This window comes from Roseibium sp. AS2, from assembly GCF_038900065.1.
GTDB lineage: Bacteria > Pseudomonadota > Alphaproteobacteria > Rhizobiales > Stappiaceae > Roseibium.
Genome location: NZ_JBBMQN010000002.1, coordinates 570,957 through 590,059, shown reverse-complemented (window position 1 = coordinate 590,059; position 19,103 = coordinate 570,957). Strand labels below are relative to the sequence as shown.

At 61.9% G+C, this 19,103-nt stretch carries 16 protein-coding genes and 1 pseudogene; 9 read left to right on the top strand and 8 right to left on the bottom strand.

Annotated features, from left to right (window positions below):
- Positions 1 to 175: 175 nt before the first annotated feature.
- Positions 176 to 2,347 (top strand): EAL domain-containing protein, encoded by a 2,172-nt coding sequence (locus WNZ15_RS07745; protein ID WP_342892386.1) that lies wholly within the window; start codon positions 176 to 178, stop codon positions 2,345 to 2,347.
- Between the two features lie 35 nt (positions 2,348 to 2,382).
- On the opposite strand, the gene WNZ15_RS07740 is transcribed toward WNZ15_RS07745, so the two are convergent.
- Positions 2,383 to 2,850 carry a MarR family transcriptional regulator gene (locus tag WNZ15_RS07740; RefSeq protein ID WP_342892385.1) on the bottom strand — a complete coding sequence of 156 codons (468 nt, stop codon included), beginning with the start codon at positions 2,848 to 2,850 and terminating at the stop codon, positions 2,383 to 2,385.
- 93 nt (positions 2,851 to 2,943) lie between these two features.
- Between WNZ15_RS07740 and WNZ15_RS07735 the strand changes: the two genes are divergently transcribed.
- The 3 genes from WNZ15_RS07735 to WNZ15_RS07725 are packed head-to-tail and all read left to right on the top strand — an operon-like array spanning position 2,944 to position 7,673.
- A complete protein-coding gene (locus WNZ15_RS07735; protein ID WP_342892384.1) occupies positions 2,944 to 4,719 on the top strand; it encodes an N-acetylglutaminylglutamine amidotransferase in 1,776 nt (591 codons plus the stop codon).
- A 3-nt stretch (positions 4,720 to 4,722) separates the two neighbouring features.
- The gene (ngg, locus tag WNZ15_RS07730) at positions 4,723 to 6,504 is read left to right on the top strand and encodes an N-acetylglutaminylglutamine synthetase (RefSeq protein WP_342892383.1); all 1,782 of its coding nucleotides are present in this window, start codon (positions 4,723 to 4,725) and stop codon (positions 6,502 to 6,504) included.
- Positions 6,501 to 7,673 carry an osmoprotectant NAGGN system M42 family peptidase gene (locus WNZ15_RS07725; RefSeq protein WP_342892382.1) on the top strand — a complete coding sequence of 391 codons (1,173 nt, stop codon included), beginning with the start codon at positions 6,501 to 6,503 and terminating at the stop codon, positions 7,671 to 7,673. Before ngg ends, WNZ15_RS07725 begins: the two co-directional genes overlap by 4 nt.
- A gap of 36 nt (positions 7,674 to 7,709) precedes the next feature.
- Here the strand turns inward: WNZ15_RS07725 and WNZ15_RS07720 are convergent, their stop codons facing one another.
- From WNZ15_RS07720 to phnD (WNZ15_RS07705), 4 genes are read right to left on the bottom strand one after another with little or no spacing between them, the layout of a single operon-like run.
- Positions 7,710 to 8,384 carry a class I SAM-dependent methyltransferase gene (locus WNZ15_RS07720; RefSeq protein ID WP_342892381.1) on the bottom strand — a complete coding sequence of 225 codons (675 nt, stop codon included), beginning with the start codon at positions 8,382 to 8,384 and terminating at the stop codon, positions 7,710 to 7,712.
- The gene (phnE, locus tag WNZ15_RS07715) at positions 8,381 to 9,214 is read right to left on the bottom strand and encodes a phosphonate ABC transporter, permease protein PhnE (protein WP_342892380.1); all 834 of its coding nucleotides are present in this window, start codon (positions 9,212 to 9,214) and stop codon (positions 8,381 to 8,383) included. Before phnE (WNZ15_RS07715) ends, WNZ15_RS07720 begins: the two co-directional genes overlap by 4 nt.
- Positions 9,207 to 10,025, bottom strand: coding sequence for a phosphonate ABC transporter ATP-binding protein (phnC, locus tag WNZ15_RS07710; RefSeq protein ID WP_342892379.1), 819 nt, complete (start codon positions 10,023 to 10,025; stop codon positions 9,207 to 9,209). Before phnC (WNZ15_RS07710) ends, phnE (WNZ15_RS07715) begins: the two co-directional genes overlap by 8 nt.
- A complete protein-coding gene (gene phnD, locus WNZ15_RS07705) occupies positions 10,022 to 10,894 on the bottom strand; it encodes a phosphate/phosphite/phosphonate ABC transporter substrate-binding protein (RefSeq protein ID WP_342892378.1) in 873 nt (290 codons plus the stop codon). Before phnD (WNZ15_RS07705) ends, phnC (WNZ15_RS07710) begins: the two co-directional genes overlap by 4 nt.
- 298 nt (positions 10,895 to 11,192) lie before the next feature.
- Here phnD (WNZ15_RS07705) and phnC (WNZ15_RS07700) point away from each other — a divergent pair, with 298 nt between their 5' ends.
- From phnC (WNZ15_RS07700) to WNZ15_RS07680, 5 genes and pseudogenes are all read left to right on the top strand, one after another.
- Complete coding sequence (gene phnC / locus WNZ15_RS07700) at positions 11,193 to 12,014, top strand: phosphonate ABC transporter ATP-binding protein (RefSeq protein ID WP_342892377.1); 822 nt, start codon at positions 11,193 to 11,195, stop codon at positions 12,012 to 12,014.
- An 87-nt stretch (positions 12,015 to 12,101) separates the two neighbouring features.
- Positions 12,102 to 13,013 (top strand): phosphonate ABC transporter substrate-binding protein, encoded by a 912-nt coding sequence (gene phnD, locus WNZ15_RS07695; protein WP_342892376.1) that lies wholly within the window; start codon positions 12,102 to 12,104, stop codon positions 13,011 to 13,013.
- A 67-nt stretch (positions 13,014 to 13,080) separates the two neighbouring features.
- Positions 13,081 to 14,001 carry a phosphonate ABC transporter, permease protein PhnE gene (gene phnE, locus WNZ15_RS07690; protein WP_342892375.1) on the top strand — a complete coding sequence of 307 codons (921 nt, stop codon included), beginning with the start codon at positions 13,081 to 13,083 and terminating at the stop codon, positions 13,999 to 14,001.
- On the top strand, positions 13,998 to 14,858 hold the full coding sequence (phnE, locus tag WNZ15_RS07685; protein ID WP_342892374.1) for a phosphonate ABC transporter, permease protein PhnE: 861 nt from the start codon (positions 13,998 to 14,000) through the stop codon (positions 14,856 to 14,858). Before phnE (WNZ15_RS07690) ends, phnE (WNZ15_RS07685) begins: the two co-directional genes overlap by 4 nt.
- A gap of 169 nt (positions 14,859 to 15,027) precedes the next feature.
- Positions 15,028 to 15,318 (top strand): annotated as a pseudogene (locus WNZ15_RS07680) (GIY-YIG nuclease family protein).
- Positions 15,319 to 15,503: 185 nt separating this feature from the next.
- Here WNZ15_RS07680 and WNZ15_RS07675 read toward each other — a convergent pair.
- The 3 genes from WNZ15_RS07675 to WNZ15_RS07665 all read right to left on the bottom strand — a co-directional run bounded on the left by WNZ15_RS07675 (position 15,504) and on the right by WNZ15_RS07665 (position 18,988).
- Complete coding sequence (locus WNZ15_RS07675) at positions 15,504 to 16,679, bottom strand: alpha-D-ribose 1-methylphosphonate 5-triphosphate diphosphatase (protein ID WP_342892373.1); 1,176 nt, start codon at positions 16,677 to 16,679, stop codon at positions 15,504 to 15,506.
- A 145-nt stretch (positions 16,680 to 16,824) separates the two neighbouring features.
- Positions 16,825 to 17,649, bottom strand: a complete 825-nt coding sequence (locus tag WNZ15_RS07670; RefSeq protein WP_342892372.1) for a phosphodiesterase — start codon at positions 17,647 to 17,649, stop codon at positions 16,825 to 16,827.
- A gap of 73 nt (positions 17,650 to 17,722) precedes the next feature.
- Positions 17,723 to 18,988 carry an extracellular solute-binding protein gene (locus WNZ15_RS07665; protein ID WP_342892371.1) on the bottom strand — a complete coding sequence of 422 codons (1,266 nt, stop codon included), beginning with the start codon at positions 18,986 to 18,988 and terminating at the stop codon, positions 17,723 to 17,725.
- Positions 18,989 to 19,103: the final 115 nt, after the last annotated feature.

The window sequence follows — 19,103 nt, the reverse complement described above, 5'->3', positions numbered from 1 at the left end:
AGTCCATACTGGACCCGCAAGTCTTCAATTCGCGCTGTTTATGATGATTTTCACTATCATGTTCAGGTTTTCGTAGCGAATAAAGCTTACTTTCGCGTGCCGCACTCAAAAAAACCTCCTTAACGAGAAACAGGCAAGGAATAGTGCAATAAAACGGCTTGGTCTCAACACGCTCGTGTTCCGGATCAGCGTCATCCTGGTTGTTCTGGTGCTTTGCAGCATCGGCCTCGTCTCGGGGTTGAGCTTTCAGGAAGTGTCTAATTCGGCCAAAGAGAACGCGTCCATACAGATCGACCGCGCCGCCCGGGCTGCGGTGGCGATCCTTTGTTATGGCACCGACTCGGAATTTCATCCCCAGATCGGGGCCGAGGGCCAGCCTGTTTCCTTGCGCCTGACGACGAATACCGCGGACACAGTTCTGGTGCCTTCCGACAAACTGGACCAATTGCTGCAGGCAATTGCCCAGACCAACCAGGGTGCAGCCAACCTGTTCCGCTGGTCTGCGGACACAGCAACTTTCGACCGGTTCGCCACCACATTCCGTACGCCGGACGGCAATCCGGAACCCGCCGTCTCCTTCGGCGCGGACCATCCGGCCCACGCCCGACTGGCCGCAGGCAAGCCTTATGTCGGTCCCGTTCCCGTCCACGGCCGTTTGCGCCTTGCCTACCTGACACCGATCCTCGCATTGAATGGAGATGTCGCTGGCGCCGTGGCCGTCGATGTCGGCTGGGTCGATGATCTGACCCTTGCGGAAAAGCGGCTGAAAGTCCGCATTTTCTCCGCGGCGGCGGTCATCCTGGCCGTCGTGATCCTGCTGGGAGGAATGCTGATGGGCATTGAATTGCGTCCCCTGCGCCAGCTTGCGAAGACAGCGGAACAACTGGCGGCCGGGACACGACCGAAAGACATCCCCTATACGGAGAGACGTGACGAGATAGGTGACCTGGCCCATGGCCTGGCAAGGGCGACCGACCTGCAGGACAAGCTGCAGAAGCTTGCCTATACCGACCCGGTCACGACTGCGGGCAACCGCGCGAAATATTTCTCCGACCTGACCGAAACGATCCGGCGCACGCGGACGGAAGCGTACACGGCGTCCCTCAGTCACCTGGATTTCAAGGGTTTTTCAAAGGTGAATGACGCCTTCGGCCATCAGGTCGGAAATCGGGTCCTGCTCCAGGCCTATGCCCGTCTCGCCAGCATCTTCGGACCGTCCGCCCAGATCGCCCGTATTTCCGCCGATGATTTCTGCATCCTGCTGCCTTTCGATGGCAAGGGGGTCGTCGCGGAAGACTACGCCCTGAAGGCCATCGACCTGCTGTCGGCCCCGTTTCAGCTCGAGGAGGGCGAAATCAGGCTGGAGCCGAGCATCGGCATCGCACTCCTGCCCCGGGACGCCAGCGACGTCGAAACCGCTCACCGCGTCGCCGGTCTGGCGCTCAGGGCTGCAAAAGACCGCAACGGTGCCCAGTACGATTTCTTCTCCCCGCCGCTCAATGAGCAGGTGCAGATGGAGATGCTGACGGAAACACTTCTTCGCACCGCCTTGAAAACGCGGCAGCTCACGCTGCATTACCAGCCCCAGGTCTGCCCCGCGAACGGGCAGCTGGTCGGTCTGGAGGCCCTGATCCGCTGGCCCAGCGAGAAGCGGCAGTTCATTCCGCCTTCGGAGTTCATTCCCGTTGCCGAAAAGACCGGACTGATCCTGGAACTGGGACAATTTGTGCTCGACGAAGCCTGCAGGCAGGCCGCCCTCTGGCGCCGGGAGGGATTTGAGTTCGGCCAGGTCTCCGTGAACGTCTCGCCGATCCAGTTCCGCCGGGGCAACTTCGCGAACATCGTCAGGCAAACACTGAGTGCATATGACCTGCCCGCGCACCTCGTGTGCCTGGAAGTCACGGAAAACGTCTTTCTCGACACCGGTGAGCAACTGATCCTCGACATTCTTTCGGAATTGCAGACCATCGGTGTGCAGATGTCGCTGGACGATTTCGGCTCGGGCTACTCGTCCCTGAGTTACCTGCACCGGTTGCCGTTCCAGGAACTGAAAATCGACCGGGCCTTTCTGTCAGGAGCGGACCAGCACCCCCAGAAAGCCAGGCTTTTCAAGGGGATTGTCGGTCTTGGCCGCAGTCTGGGCCTGCGCATTATCGCCGAGGGTGCCGAGACCGCCGGAGAATACGCGCTCGCCGCGGCGCATAACTGCGACGGCCTGCAGGGTTTCTTCTGCACACCCGCCATTCCTGCCGATGAAGTCGCGAGCCGGCTCGCCGCCTTCCACAGGTCGCTTGACGAGGCCGCCGGCAACTGCCTTGGCGAAGGAGAGCGCAAGCTGCGCGCCTGAGGCAACAACACCTGTCCGCGACACCGAAAAGCCAGTCAGCCGGACACCTTGCCTGTCATCAGAATGGGAGCGGCATCAAGCTTGTGTGCGTTCATCATTTCGGAAATCCGCTCGATGGCGGAAATCATCTGGGCCCGGTCCCCGGCGTCGAGGTCAGCGAATTTCTTCTCGAATTCCTCATGCAGCAATCCGGGAAGATTCTTGGCCGTCTCCTGCCCGCGCCCGGTGAGCCGGGCATGAACGATTCGCCGGTCGGAGACGGACCGGTAACGCTCGACCAGCCCTTTTTCCTCGAGTTTGTCCAGAATGGTCACCACCGTCGCGGAGCTGAGGTCCGCATTCTCCGACAAGGCCTTCGTGGTCACCTCTCCAAGATCGCGAACGCCCTGAAGAACAACGATTTGCGGAATTGTCAGGCCCGTCTGCCTGGACACCTCCCGCGAGCGCAGATCAATGGCCCGAACGATCTTCCGGATGGCCTTGATCACTTGCGATGACTCCATCGCCTGCATCATTACACCTCTACTGATTTGAACTCTAATGATTAGAGTTCTATATAGTGGCCGTCTTTTCAGGAAACGGAGAAATTTGTCAATATGTGCGGCATTTGCGGCGAAGTGGTTTTCAACGGTGGTCAGGCGGATGTGGTCCGGGTCAGCCGAATGGCGGATGCGATGGAAAAGCGCGGGCCGGACGGCATGGGTGTGACCCAGCGCGGCCGGGTCGCCTTTGGCCACCGGCGTCTCAAGATCATCGACCTGAGCGAGCGCGGTGCCCAGCCGATGACCGACATGGCTCTCGGCCTCTCATTGGTCTTCAACGGCTGCATCTACAATTACCAGGAGCTGCGGGAAGAACTGTCCGGCAAGGGCTATTCGTTCTTCTCGACCAGCGACACGGAAGTCATCCTGAAAGCCTGGGCGGAATGGGGCAAGGACTGCTTCTCACGCTTCCACGGCATGTTCGCCGTCGCCATCCATGAGCACGAGAGCGGCCGTGTCCATCTGGCGCGGGACCGCTTCGGCATCAAACCGTTCTATCTGAGCGAATCCGGCGGGCGCCTGGCCTTCGCCTCCTCCCTGCCCGCCCTGTTGGCAGGGGGCGGCATCGACAAGTCGATCGACCGGGTCGCCCTGCATCACTACATGAGCTGGCACGCGGTCGTTCCCGCTCCCCGCACCATACTCAACGGTGTGCGCAAGCTGCCGGCCGGCACCGTCCGCACCGTGGAAGCTGACGGCTCGGCAAGCGACTACACCTACTGGGAGCCGGAATTCGAGAAATCGGCCGAGGACCTCGCCCGCAGCGCAGACGACTGGCGCGACGCGGTTCTCGAAAGCCTGCGCACCGCCGTGCGCCGCCGCATGGTCGCCGACGTTCCGGTCGGCGTGCTGCTGTCGGGCGGTGTCGATTCCAGCCTGATCGTCGGCCTTCTGGCGGAAGAAGGCCAGAAGGATCTGGCAACCTTCTCGATCGGCTTCGAAGAAGCCCACGGCGAAAAGGGCGACGAATTCCAGTACTCGGACCTGATCGCAAACCACTACGGCACCAATCACCACCAGATTTTCATCCCGTCTTCGGAACTTCAGGCAAATCTGCCCGGAGCGATCAGGGCGATGTCGGAGCCGATGGTGTCCTATGACAATATCGGCTTTTATCTGCTGTCCCGGGAAGTTTCCAAACACATCACCGTGGTCCAGTCCGGCCAGGGAGCGGACGAGGTCTTCGCCGGCTATCACTGGTATCCGAAGCTGACCGGATCGAACCGGCCCGCCCAGGATTATGCAGCCGCGTTTTTCGATCGCACCCAAGCGCAGATGACGGAAGCCGTATCGCCGGACTACCTGTGCGAAAGGGATGAAAGCATGGCCTTCGTCGAGGCGCATTTCGCGCGCTCGGGCGCTGCGGACCCGGTCGACAAGGCCTTGCGGCTCGACACCAATGTGATGCTGGTCGACGATCCCGTGAAACGTGTGGACAGCCATTCCATGGCCTGGGGTCTTGAAGCCCGCGTCCCTTTCCTGGACCACGAACTGGTGGAACTCGCCGGCCGGATCCCGGCTGAATTCAAGCTGGCACAGGAAGGCAAGGGTGTCCTCAAGGAAGCCGCGCGTCTGGTGGTGCCCAGCGCGGTGATCGACCGACCGAAAGGTTATTTTCCTGTGCCTGCCCTGAAGTATATTCAGGGGGATTATCTGGACATGGTGCGTGATACGCTGTCCAGTCAGGCAGCGAGGGAACGCGGGCTCTTCAACAGCGTTTACCTGGAGAAGCTCTACGCCGACCCGACTGAATACATCACCCCCCTGCGCGGCTCCGAACTCTGGCAGGTCGCGCTGTTGGAAATGTGGCTGCAGGCACAGGAGGTCTGATCCTTGGCCGACAACGAACCATCTCGGCCGAAAGGCGCGTTTGACCACCGCCTGAAGCGCATGCGCGAACACGGGCTCAAGCCGGAATTCCGCATTGATGAAAGCGATGCCCACAAGGACCGCTACATCAATTGCGGCTGGGGCCGCCTGGTTTTCGCCAACACCTACCAGGACACCGGAAAACTCGTGGAGGTCCTGCGCAACGAGCGGCCCGACCGGCGCGACATCGCCTTCTATGTGCGCGATCCCCATGTGCTGGTCGGCTCGGCTCCCCAGGAACTGTTCCTCGATCCCTCCCATACATTCCGTCTGGATCTGGCCACCTACCGGCCGGCCCGCAGCCGGCGGATGGGCTTCACGGTCCGCCGCCTGTCCTCCCGCTCCGACGCCGAAGCCATCAATGAGCTTTACATCAGCAGGGGCATGGTGCCGGTGCCGCCGGAATTCTTCTGGTCGGACCTGGATCCCAGGATGATCACTGTGCTGGTGGCGGAGGAAGACGACACCGGCGCGATCGTCGGCACGGCCATGGGCGTTGATCACGGCCAGGCCACCAGCGGCGCGGACCTCGGCAGTTCGCTCTGGTGCCTTTCGGTCTCGCCCCAGGCCCGGTTTCCCGGGGTCGGCGAAGCGCTCGTGCGCCGTCTGGCCGAGGTGTTCAAGGGCAAGGGCCTGCCGCACATGGACCTGTCGGTCCTGCACGACAACGAACTGGCGATCGGCCTGTATGAAAAGCTGGGATTCCAGCGCGTGCCGTTTTTCACGGTCAAGCGCAAGAATACCATCAACGAAGCTCTTTTCGCCGGCCCGGCCCATGACGACAAGCTCAACCCCTACGCCACCATCATCGTCAACGAGGCCCGCCGCCGCGGGATCCAGACCGAGATCATCGATGCGGAGGGCGGCCTGTTTCGGCTTTCCTACGGCGGCAGATCCGTCGCCTGCCGGGAATCCTTGAGCGAATTCACCAGTGCGGTTGCCATGTCCATTTGCGACGACAAGGCCATCACCCGCAGGATCGTCGAGCGCGCCGGCGTCGAGGTCCCCGATCAGATACAGGCCGGTTCGGCTGACGACATCGCGGCCTTTCTGGAAAAACATCCCTCCGTGGTGGTCAAGCCTGCCCGCGGCGAACAGGGCAAGGGCATCTCCATCGGCCTGACCACAGTCAGTGACATCATGGCTGCCGTCGAAGTGGCCAGAACCTATTCGAACGTCGTTCTGGTGGAGGAATGCGTCACCGGTCAGGATCTGCGCCTCGTCGTGATCGACTACAAGGTGGTCGCCTCCGCGCTGCGCAAGCCGGCTGAAATCACCGGCAACGGCAAGGCGACGATCAGCGAACTGATCGACATCCAGTCCAGGCGCAGGGCGGCGGCCACCGGCGGCGAATCCAGGATCACTATCGACGACGAGGTTATCCGCTGCGTCAGCGGCAACGGCTTCGCCCTTGAAGACGTGCTGCCGCAGGGCCGGACCCTGACCGTGCGCCGGACGGCCAATCTTCACACCGGCGGCACCATTCACGATGTCACCGGCGAAACCCATCACACGCTGATCGATGCCGCCATAAAGGCAGCCCGCGCAATAGAAATTCCGGTCACGGGCATTGACTTGATGGTCAGGGACCCCCGACAACCTGAGTATCGCTTTATCGAGGCGAACGAGCGGCCGGGGCTGGCAAATCACGAACCGCAACCGACCGCCGAGCGTTTCGTCGATTTTCTTTTCCCCCTGTCCGTGCCGCAGCCGGTCAGGACGACTTTGAACAGAGCCGGTGCATGACCCTTTTGAATATCGACATTGCCTATCTCACGGAAAAACTGGAGAAGTTTCTCAAGATCCCCAGCCCGACCGGCTACACCGACGAGATCGTCCGGCACCTCTCGAAGGAACTGGAGGCGCTCGGTGTTTTCTATGAAATCACCCGCCGCGGCGGCGTCCGTGCACGAGTCCCCGGCAAGAAACGCAAGCCCGCCCGTGCGTTCGTCTCCCACCTGGACACGCTCGGTGCCCAGGTCAAGTCGCTGAAGGACAATGGCCGGCTGGAACTTGTCCCGATCGGTCACTGGTCCGCCCGGTTCGCGGAAGGTGCCAGAACGACGATTTTCTCGGAAAACGGCGCCTACACCGGCACGATCATGCCTTTGAAGGCCTCCGGTCACACCTTCAACAAACAGGTGGACGACCTGCCGATCGGCTGGGAATACGTGGAACTCAGGGTCGACGCCTATTCAAAGAACACCGAAGACCTGCAACGGCTCGGCATCGACGTCGGCGATTTTGTCGCCATCGATCCGGCACCGGAGTTTCTCGACAACGGCTTCATTGTCTCGCGCCACCTCGACAACAAGGCCGGCGTCGCCGTGATGCTGGCAGCACTGAAGGCGCTCGTGGAATCGGGCGAGGAACCGACCGTGGACGTGTTCTGGCTGTTCACCATCGCCGAGGAAACCGGCCATGGCGCGCAATCGATCCTGACCCCGGATATCGCCTCGCTGGTGGCCATCGACAACGGCACCACCGCGCCGGGTCAGAACTCCGACGAATTCGGCGTCACCATCGCCATGGCCGACCAGACCGGGCCGTTCGACTATCACCTGACCCGCAAGATGGTCCAGCTCTGCCGCGACAACGACATCAAGTTCCAGAAGGACGTGTTCCGCTTCTACCGCTCCGATGCCGCCACGGCGATCGAAGCGGGCGCGGATGTGCGCACCGCTCTGATCACGTTCGGTGTTGACGCCAGCCACGGCTACGAACGCATTCACATGCATGCGTTGCGCTCGCTCGCCGAACTGGCCACCGGCTACATTCTCAGCCCCGTGGAAATCCAGCGTGACGCCCGCGAATTCGCCGGTCTCAAGGGTTTCACCCGCCAGCCGACGGAAGACGCCGACCAGACGCTGGCGCCGGAAACCGACGAACCGCTGCCGGAACCGGCAGGCGAATAGCCGCCAAAGTAGCGGCCGGCCGCCTGGCCGGCCTGCTCAGGCCAGACGTTCGGCGACCATGTGCCAGTGCCAGGACCCGGGTTTGCTATGCAGCTTGTCCTCCAGGGACCGGAGTTCGAAATCCCCGAAGAGCGCGACCAGTTCACCTGCGTCGCAATAGAAATGCGGGTGGTTCTTGTCGTCGTCGCCCTCGCGCACGTAGGTATCCGGAGCGACTTCGGTTCCAACCCCGAAATTGCCGTTGCGCTTCGACAGCATGGTGCCCTGATAGACACCGCCCGGCTTCAGCACCCTTGCGATTTCGGCGATGGCTTTTGCCACGATCGCCGGATCGCCGTGATAGATCACGTTGAAGGACAGGACATAGTCGAAAGAGTTGTCCTCGAACGGCAGGTCCGTCATCGGCGCCAATTGTGTCCTGACCGCCAACCCTTCCGAGCCTGCGCTTTTTGCCAGTTCGGCAAGCCCCGCCTCGGACATGTCGACGGCGTGGGTCTCGAACCCCGCCCGGGCGAAGGCAAGTGCGTGGCGGCCGACGCCGCATCCAAGATCAAGCGCCTTGACCGGACCGGCCTGGCCAAGGGACGCAATCAGCCTGGCGACATCCTCCTCCGGCTTCAGCCAGTCCGCACGCCCCTCTTCGGTCTTCCACCTTTTGTCCCATGCCAGATGGGCGGTGTCGGTTTTTTCCAGGCTCTGCATGTCGCTCATTGAGACGACCCCTCCAAAATGCGGCTGCGGGCGATACTGCCGAGCCGTTCAACAAGAAGCACCAGCACGAAGATCATCAGGATGATGGTCATCGCGAGCTGATAGTCGAAAAAGTCCATCGCCACCTTCAACTCGATGCCGATACCGCCGGCGCCGACAAGACCGAGAACAACCGAGGATCGGGTGGCCTTTTCCAGCGCGAACAGGGCCGTCGTGATGAAGGACGGCATCGCGGCGGGAACCACCGCGCAAAAAATCGTGTCGAACCTGCCTGCTCCCGCGGCGGTCAGCGCCTCGCTCGGGCCCTTTTCGACATCCTCCATCGACTCGGCGAAAAACCGGCCGCAGAACCCGATCGTGTCGATTGCAATGGCCAGCATCCCCGCGAACGGCCCGAGGCCGACGGTGATGACGAAGACCAGCGCCCAGACCAGGTCCGGCACCGTCCGGAAAAACGCGATCAGCAGGCGCGATGTGGAGTAGAACACTCTGGATACGAGTGTCTGCCGGCTCAGGCTCTTTGCGGCCAGAATGGCCAGCGGCAGGCTGACGATGACGCCGATGATGGTTCCGGCAAGCGCCATCTGGAACGTCTCGACCAGAGCCTCGGAGAGCTGCGGCAGGCGCTCCAGAGACGGTGGCCAGGTCCGGTACAGGAAATCCGCCATGGCCGGACCGCCTGACATCAGGGCGGAAAACGACCAGCCGGCCCCCTGGAACGACCACAACACAAAAGCGGTCAGGGCGACATAGACGGTGAACTGGAGCGCCCCCGGCCGGTCGACCCGGCTCGGCAGTCGGTCGCGTCTGGTCCGGACAGCCTCATCCATAATGCTTGCCCAGATCCGCTGCCGACACCTGGCCGCTCGGTTTGTCCAGAACGATGACACCCTGCCTGATCACAAGCACCCGGTCGCAGTAGTCCAGCGCCTGTTGCACGTTGTGAGAGGTGAACAGCAGCGCAATGCCCTCCTCACCCGTCAGCTGGTGGAACAGATCCATCACCTCGCGCCCGGCGACCGGATCGAGGCTGGCCACGGGCTCGTCCGCCACGATCATCCTGGGCTGCTGCATCAGGGCCCGGGCGATCGCAACCCTCTGCGACTGACCGCCGGAGAGCTGATCGGCGCGTTTGGCCGCATGATCGGCCAGTCCCACCCGCTCAAGGCACGCCATTGCCCGTTCGCGCAGTTCGGACCGCGCAAACACCTGGGACCATCCGCGCAGCCCGCCGGAGCGGCCCAGATTGCCGTGGAGCACGTTGGTCAGTGCGGACACACGCGGCACCAGATTGTGTTTCTGGAAGACGAACCCGACATCGGCCCGAACCTTTCTGAGCTGCCGCGAATGCGCCGAGGAGATATCCTCGTCAAACAGGGCCAGCGACCCGGCTTCAGGCTCGACAAGCCTGAGCGCGCACCGCAAAGCGGTGGACTTGCCCGCACCGTTGGAGCCGATCAGAGCGACCGCCTCGCGCCGGCGCACCGAAAAGGAGACGCCGCGGAGCACTTCGCGGTCCTTGCCGAAGGATTTGCGCAATCCCTCGACCCTGAGTTCGCATGGGGCCTCGGAACTCCCGGGCTGCGGCACGGCCACCGGCGCCTGGGCGTCGGCGGCACGAAGTTGGGCACTCGGCATCATTCGCCGATGAAGTTGTCGTATTGCGGGAACCCGGCGGTCGTGTACATGGACCTGACGAGACCGTAGGCACCGTCCTCGATCGCAACCAGGTCCATGCCGGAATACTTGTCGTTTTCCTCATGCTGCAGGATCGCGGTGATGATCGCTTCCTTGTTGTCGAGGATCGCGTCGCGGATCCCTTCCGCCGTTGCCGGATCCACATGGGCGGCAACCATCAGCATGTCGTTCGGCAGGTCGCCGGACCGGGCCACCACACGGAAGAACCCGTTCGGCACGCTGTCGTCCTTGTTGCGCACGTTCAGCCAGGAATTGTGGTTGGTGCCGATGGCCGCCACGTCGCCTTTCTTCAGGGCTTCATGGGCGATGTTGCGCGACGTGTGCAGCTTGTCGACATCCTTGACCGGGTCGACGCCGTAGTCCGCCATGAGCTGCATCGGGCACAGCATGTTGGAGGTGGAGCCGATGTCACCGAAGGCGACCTTCTTGCCCTTGAGATCCGCAGGGCGGGTGATGCCGCTGTCGGCGCGCACCACGATCGCGCAGTAATAATCGGGACGGCCGAGACCGATCAGCGGCGTGGCTTCGGTCAACGTGTTGATGACGATGTATTCCGCCGGGCCGGTGACGACAAAATCGACGCGCTTGGCGCGCAATGCCTCGGCGGCGGCCGTGCGGCTGGTGACCGGGAAGAATTCGAACGTGTGATCGGTCGCGTTTTCAAGGGCTTCCTTGAAAGGGGCCCATTCAACCTGAAGACGCTCCAGGCCTTCCACATCCGTGACGGCCAGTTTGAAGGTGTCGGCAAAGGATGAGGACAGGGAAACGGCGAGAGCGGCGGCGGTGACCGCGGCGAATTTCAGAAAGCGCATATCGGGAACTCCGTGTGTAGCCGGTGCAAAGCCGGCAAGGCAACGGAAACGTAACGACAAGGGCGGCGCTGAAAGTGAATGTATTATGTAAATTGGACGACATTTACAAAGACGATCGAAGCAAAAAATTGCAGTAAATTATTTTATCAATAAAAAGCTCAACCAAAACTTGGACTTATTATTTTCACGGCAAATAATATTCTGAAGACCGTCGCAAAACTTCATAAAAGTATAATCGTATAGACATCTGCCAAGGACGGTTTCTTGCTAGGTCGCTCTCCGTTTCCCGGAGGTGTGCATGCTGGTCATTGAGCAATTGTCAAAAGAGTTCGGCAACCTGGTTGCGGTTGACGGAGTGTCGCTGGCGATCCCGCAGGGACAGATGATCGGGGTCATCGGCCGGTCGGGCGCCGGCAAGTCAACGCTGTTGCGCATGATCAACCGGCTCACCGATCCGAGCCGGGGCACCATCATCAACGAGGGCCGCAACATCACGGCGCTGCGCGGACGCGACCTGCGCCTGTGGCGGGCCTCCTGCGCCATGATCTTCCAGCAGTTCAATCTGGTGGAGCGCATGGACGTGCTGACCAACGTGATGGTCGGCCGGATTGCCCATACCGGGTTTGTCCGGGCCATGACGCGCTCCTTCACGGACGAGGATCGTGCCCGGGCCATCGAGGCGCTGGACCGGCTCGACCTGGTACCGCAGGCGCTTCAGCGCGCGGGCACGCTGTCCGGCGGCCAGCAGCAGCGGGTCGCGATCGCCAAGGCACTCGTCCAGAACCCGCGCATCATGCTCGCCGACGAGCCGATTGCCTCCCTCGACCCGGCAAACGCCACGCGGGTCATGGATGCGCTGCGCGAGATCAACAGAACCGACGGGCTGACCGTGCTGGTGAACCTGCACACGCTGGATACGGCCCGCGCCTATTGCGACCGGATCATCGCCATGCGTGCCGGGCAGGTTCATTTCGACGGAACGCCGGATGCCCTTACCAGCGAAAAGGTTCGCGCGATCTACGGCTCGAACGACCTGTCGGCACCTATCGACGAGGCTGTCACCTCCACGTCCATGACACCTGCTTCGCCCCGGCCGGCCAGACAGGCCGCCGGGGCCTGACCCGCGGGAGCGGTTGACCGCTCGCGCATCCCTGGAGCGGCCGCGGCCGCGCACCCGCCGGAGACCCCGGCGACAAGGAGCATCACCATGAAGGCCATTCTCGCAGCAGCAGTGTCCACTGCCGTTCTGGCAGCCTCTCCGGCCCTGGCGGACAGCTGGAAAGATCAGTACAAGACCATCAAGTTCGGCATCCTATCCGGCGAAAACGAAAAGGACCGGATCGCCCGCTACACGCCTTTTGAAAAATACCTGGAACGCGAACTCGGCGTCGAAGTCGATATCTTCACCGCCGGCTCCTATGACGGCGTGATCCAGGCGATCGCCGCCGACCAGATCGAATTCGCCTTCTTCGGCTCGTCGTCCTATGCCGCCGCCTACACCGAAACCGACGGCGGTGTCGTTCCGCTGGTATCGCGGCTGCAGAAGGACGGTTCCACCGGCTATTTCTCTGTCGTCGCCGTGCGCTGCGACAGCGGCTACAAGTCGCTTGAGGACCTCAAGGGCAAGACCCTCGCCTTCGCCGATCCGGACAGCACCTCCGGCTACGCCGTGCCCTATTTCAACCTGGCCAAACAGGGCTTCGACCCGAAGAGCTATTTCGCCGCGACGCCGTTCTCCGGCGCGCACGAGACCGGCGTGCTCGGCGTCTACAACAAGCAGTATGATGCGGCTGCCACCTACATCACCAACGAAGCCGACGGCATTCCCCAGCGCATGGTCACCAAGGGTATGATCGACGAAGGCGCGATCTGCACCATCTGGAAATCTCCGGAAATCACATCCGGCCCGCTGGCAGCCCGCGCCAACCTTCCGGAAGACCTGATCAGCGACATGCGCCAGGCCCTCATGGACATTCCGGAAAACGACACCCTCGCCTTCATTGAAATGACCGGCGGTGAAGACAGCACCCAGGAAGGCTGGATCGAGGTCGATCACGACCGCTACCAGTGGATTGTCGACATGCGCGACTGGCTGAAAAAACAGCGCCGCGGCGGCTGATTTCACATCCTGAAGGGAGGCGGCACACGGCGCCTCCCTTTTTTCCACTGAAGAGACCGTCCAGCTCATGACCACTCTTTCCCCCGCCATCGATCTGTTCGAACGCGACTATGCAGCCGCACGCAGGTCGGCGCTGCGCGTCAACGCGCTATCGACCGTATTGTTCGCGATCTGTTTTGTGGCTGCCGCCTGGGTCGGTGGATTTTTCGACATGACCGACGTGACCCTTGCCAATGGGGATCGGGTCTCCATGTGGAAGATCTGGGCCGGGCTGCCAAGGCTCGGGGAATATCTCTACAAGACCCTGCCCGTCCTGCGCCGGGACACGCTCGGGGCGGATCTGGCGGAGTGGTTCTGGCGCTGGAAGGTCTGGCTCCGGCTTCTGGTCGAAACCATCCTGATTGCCTATCTGGCGACGCTGCTCGGCATCGGCGGCGCTTTCCTTCTGAGCTTTCCGGCCTCGCGCAACCTGACGCCGAATGCGCTGGTGTTCAATGTCACGCGCCGCTACCTGGAGATCCTGCGCACGGTGCCGGATCTCGTCTGGGCGCTGATCTTCGTCTTCTGCTTCGGGGTCGGCCCGCTCGCGGGTGTTCTTGCCATCGGCATACATGCCACGGGCGCACTCGGAAAACTCTATTCCGAAGCCAACGAAAACGCCGACATGCGCCCCGTGGAAGGTATCCGGGCCTCCGGCGGCTCCTGGTTCGACCAGATCCGCTACGGCATCGTCCCGCAGGTGGTTCCGAACATCATCAGCTACACGCTGCTCCGGTTCGAGATCAATGTGCGGTCCTCCTCCATCATCGGCTTTGTCGGCGCCGGCGGCCTGGGTCAGGAAATCCGGGTGGCCATGTCCCTGCAGGAATACACCGACCTGTCGGCCCTGTTCCTGATCATCTTCGTGACCGTGATCGTCATGGACATGCTGAGCGAAAGGGTCCGCCACCGCATCATCGGTCTGACCGGAAAAGGCGTGCGTTCATGACTGAAGTATCACCCGATCTGGCACGGGCCAGGTCCCTGGTTCCGGCTGCCTTCGGCACCCCGCGCAGAACCCGGCTTCTCCGCCTAGCCGCCTGGTCGGCCTTCGTACTGCTGACCGGCTGGTGCCTGTGGGCCTTCGGCTTCTCCCCTGCCCGCCTTCTGGCGGGCGTGACCCGGTTAGGCGACGTGCTTTCCTTCATGTTCCCGCCCTATGTCTGGACCACCTGGGCCGAATGGCGGGAAATTCTGAAAGGCCTGGCCGAGACGGTCTCCATGGCATTCATGGGCACGCTGCTCGGCGCGATCATCGCCTTTCCGCTTGCCTTTCTCGGCGCCGGAAACATCATGCCGTCCCGCTGGTTCCGCCTTGGCATCAGACGGGGTTTCGATGCTCTGCGCGCCATCGAGCAGCTGATCCTGGCGCTGGTGTTCATCCGCGCCTTCGGCCTCGGCCCGCTCGCCGGCATCCTGGCGATCGCGGTGTCGGAAATCGGCACCTTTTCCAAACTGTTTTCCGAAGCGATCGAGAACACGTCGAACAAATCGGCCGACGGCATCCGCGCTTCCGGAGGAGGCAACTTCCACACTGTGCGCTTTGCCATCCTGCCACAGGCCCTGCCGGTGATCCTGTCGATCGTGCTCTACAACTTCGAGAGCAACACCCGTTCGGGAACGATCCTGGGCATTGTCGGCGCCGGTGGCATCGGCTTCCTGCTCGCCGACCGCATCAGTGCCTACCGCTGGCCGGAGGCCTGGACGATCATCTTCCTGATCATCTTCATGGTCTACCTGATCGACGGCTTTTCCGGGTTCCTGCGTAAAAGGATCATTGGCGGCGAGGACCAGGGCCGGACGTAGCCTTCGGCAGGTGTTCATGGCATCCAGATCTGCCGCCAGGCAACGGCATGGATGCCAAGGTCAAGCCATGGCATGACGAATTGGATAGGTAGAGAGAAGAAAGCCCGCCCACCCAAACTTCGTCATTACAGGGCTTGACCCTGCAATCCACGCCGCTTTCTATCGGAGCATGAGGCGTTTCTGGGTCTATATCCTCACAAGCCGCAAGAACGGGACGCTATACACTGGCGTCACAAACGACCTCTCTCGCAGAGTTTTTCAACATGAAAGTGGGCAAGGCTCCAAATTCGTGGCACGCTACAGCGCGACACGTCTGGTTTGGTACGAGGAGCATTCATAAGCGCCACACGCCATCGCAAGGGAAAAGGCCATCAAGTCCTGGCCGCGCAAGTGGAAGATCGAATTGATCGAAACCATGAATCCGGAATGGTTCGACCTGAAGCGCTTCATTCACTTTTGAGGAAATGGTCAGGTATTTCAAGAGAATAAGTCACGGCATGGATTGCAGGGTCAGCCCTGCAAAGACGCAGTTCTTGGGCCGTGTAGACGGGCAACAAACCGACATCTGCCGTCGTCATCCCATGGCTTGGCCATGGGATCCATGCCGTTCCATTTCCGCGCGGCTGGCCCGGCGGAACAACGCCCTCAAAGCACTCGGTTGCCCGCCCGCCAGGCCTGTTTCACGAACGGATGGCCGCCATGCACGCCGACATGGAGCAGGTCGGCGCGCTTGCCTTCCGCGATTGCCCCCCTGTCGGAGAGGCCGGCGACTTCGGCCGGCGTCGCGGAGACCATGCGCACCGCTTGCGGCAGGTCGATCTCCAGGGCCTCCTCGGCAGCAATCACGAAGGCACAGTCCAGCAGCGCGCGCGGCACGTAGTCCGACGCCAGGATATCGACCAGATCCTCGGCCATCAGGTCGCCGACCGCGACATTGCCGGACTGGGACCCGCCGCGGATCACATTGGGCGCGCCGCCGACCACAAGCATGCCGTTTTGCCTGGCCTTGCGCGCGGCCTCCTGCGTGCACGGAAATTCCGAGACGCTGATGCCTTCACCGAGTGCCTCGTCGATATGCTCCAGCTCCGTGTCGTCATGGCTGAGCAGCGGCAGCTTGTGGGCATGGGCCAGGGCCACGACTGCGGGCCGGACCGCGGCGCCGGTCTCGTCGGAAAAACGCAGCAGCTCCTGTGTCGCCCGCTCCGTCATCTGCCGCGTCTCGCCGGTTTCGGCCATCCTGCGGGCAATGTAACCCTCGATATCCTTGCTCTGGCGGCGTCCGGGCAGGTGTTCCATCACCGAAACCATGCGCACGATGTCCTTGCCGATGTTCTCTTCGGTCAGGCGCGTGGTTTCCGCATCCGTGATTTCGCAACGCAGATGCACCAGGTGCTCCGCGCGCAGCATCCCGGCCGCCTGTGCCTTTTCCAGCGCATCGATCATCGGCGCCAGGATTTCGCGCCGTTCCGGGTTCTTGATGGTCGCCCCGACACACAGGCTGTCGAACACGGTGGTGATGCCGCTGCCGATGATCTGCGCATCATGCGCCATGGCTGCCCGCAAGGGATCCCAGCGCACATGCGCGCGCGGAAACACGTGCTTTTCGAAATGGTCGGTATGAATATCGACCAGTCCCGGCAGGAGATAGTCGCCCTCAAGATCCAGACCGGCCCGCGGCGCAACACCGGTGTCGATGGCGACGATCCTGCCATCTGCCACGGACAGATGGCCTGTGACAATCTCATTGCCGAACACGATCCGGGCGTTTTTCAGGACGGTCAGCTCGCTGCCCGTGGGCACGCGGTTGTCGGCAAAGGTCATGGGCTCTCCTTGTCGCGGCGGGCAGGCTCCGGCGCGTTGACCGCACGCGGCTCCACTTGAATCTGGCGGAACCGCTTTCTACGCCCGATTCCCGCTCGAATTGTAACAGTTTCGCCACGGGAGCGTGACATTGACGACGCAAGACCTAACGGACCATCGTCAACCGGTTCCAGTCGGCATAATCCGGCGAACCCTCGCGGCGGATCTCGCCCTGATACCCGTATTCCACCATATGCACCATCACCGAAGCCTCACTTGCCAGGATGACCGCATAGCTTTCCGGCAGGTCGCAGGCGCTGAGATTGCTTTCGTTGCCGAAGTCCGGCCAGCCGGCATGATTGGTGCCGCGCGGTGCGCTGAAGGGGACGCCGTGCAGGGATCCGCACAGGGGCAGATGGCAATGCCCATGGAAAATATGACGGATCTTGCCCGCGTGAGCAGCCACAAGCGCGCCGAACGCCTCGGCATCCTGCAGCATGATCTGGTCCACCGGCGCGATGCCGATCGGCACCGGATTGTGATGCATGAACAGGAATGCCGGAGCTTCGAGTGCCGCCAGCCGGCTGTCCAGCCAGGCTAGCCGCGTCTCGCAGTAAAATCCGGCATGGGTGTCCGGCCCCCAGGTATCCAGAAGAATGCCGCTGCCGCCCGGCAGGTCGAAAACCGATTGCACGAAGCCGTTTTCATCCGCTCGCTCGGGGAAAACCGACAGGAAGGTGTCGCGCTCGTCGTGATTGCCGATGCACAGATGAACGGGCACGGGCAGGTCTGCGATGATGTCCTTCAGGCGCAAATAGTCGTCTTTGTCACCCCAGTCGGACAGGTCGCCGGTGATGACCAGGGCGTCGGCATCCGCATGCCGCTCGAGCGCATGGCCGATGGCTTTCCTGAAATTCTCGTTGGGCTCGCGTCCGCCGATGGTCTGGCCCGGTGCGTTCAGATGGATGTCGGTCAGTTGAAGAAGTTTCACGGCTTCCTCCAATTTTTGTTCTGATTGAAAACGCCGCCCGGAGACCGGGCGGCGCTGCATTGGGGAAACAGGATCAGTTGCCGGAAGGAAGAAGGTCGCCGACCTCTTCGCCCAGGTCTTCCTGAAGCGCGTTCATGTCCTCATATTCACCGGTGACGATGCCCTCGATGCCGTCGTAGATCACCTGGGTGACCGCGAGGCCGTTGTCACCCGGATAGGCCTGCCAGTCGCGCAGCAGCGGCAACTGGCGCACGGCGGTCTCCTTGTTCGGGTTTTCCTTGTAGAAGTCCGCCAGGATCACTTCGTTGGCGGCCTTGTTCGGCGGCATGTAGCCGGTGGTGCGGGCAACTTCCGCCGCACCCTGGCCGGACGTGATGAACTTCAGCCACTTCCAGGCAGCGTCCAGTTCCTTGGGGTCCTCGGACGTGGACACCAGCATGGCGGCGTTGCCGCCCGCCGGCAGGCCCTTCGGGCCGGAGGCCTCCAGACCAGGGAACTCGTTGGTTTTCAGCTCGAAATCACCCTTCGCGCGCTCGACGGCGCCGAGAGCCGAGGTCGACCAGAACATCATGCCGATTTCACCGGCCGAGAAGGAGGAAAGCGCGGCTTTCCATTCGATGTTCTGCATGTCGCAGCCGCGGAACAGCGACTTCATGGTTTCCAGGGACTTCAGGCCTTCGGCGGAGGAAATCTGGAAAGCGCCGTCTTCCATGGTCGGCTTGTCCTGGGACCACATCAGCGCCTGCAGGAACCAGTTTCCGGTGATGTTCCAGCCCCAGAACATCGGGTTCCGGACACCGGCCTCACGCAGCTTGCCGCAGGTCGCGACGACTTCTTCCCAGGTCTTGGGCAACTGGTCGGCGGACGTGATCCCGGCTTTCGCCATCACGTCCATGTTGTAGTAGCCGACCGGCAAGGAGATGGAGAACGGCAGGCCGAAGATGTCGTCGTTGAACGTGCCCAGCGCCAGCATGGCATCGTGGTAGCCGTCCTTGGCGAAGTCTTCTTCCCTGAGGATGAACGGCTCGAGCGACCTGGCGATGCCCTTGTCGACCAAGATCGCCTGACGGTTCAGGCCCTGCATGGTGACATCGGGCAATTCGCCGGCGACGGCCTCGCGCAGGATGGTGTTGGAAGCGTCCTCGTAGGATTCGTAGGACGCCCGCATCTTCACCTCGATGTTCGGATACTGCGCGTTGAACATCGGCAGGACCTTTTCATAGGTCACATCGAAGAGGTGGGAATAAGGGTATGCGAATTCGATGGTGATTTTCTCGTCTTCCGCCTGAGCCGAACCGGCCATGAGCAGAAAAGCAATTGCAGTGAGACACTTTTTCATGGAACTCTCCGTCGTATTGCCGGGGTGCGGTCCGGTCGCCAAACTGTCCGCACCCGGTCGATCCCGGTCGGGATCTGGGTACGGGGCCGCCAACCAATGGCGGTCCCGACTTGAA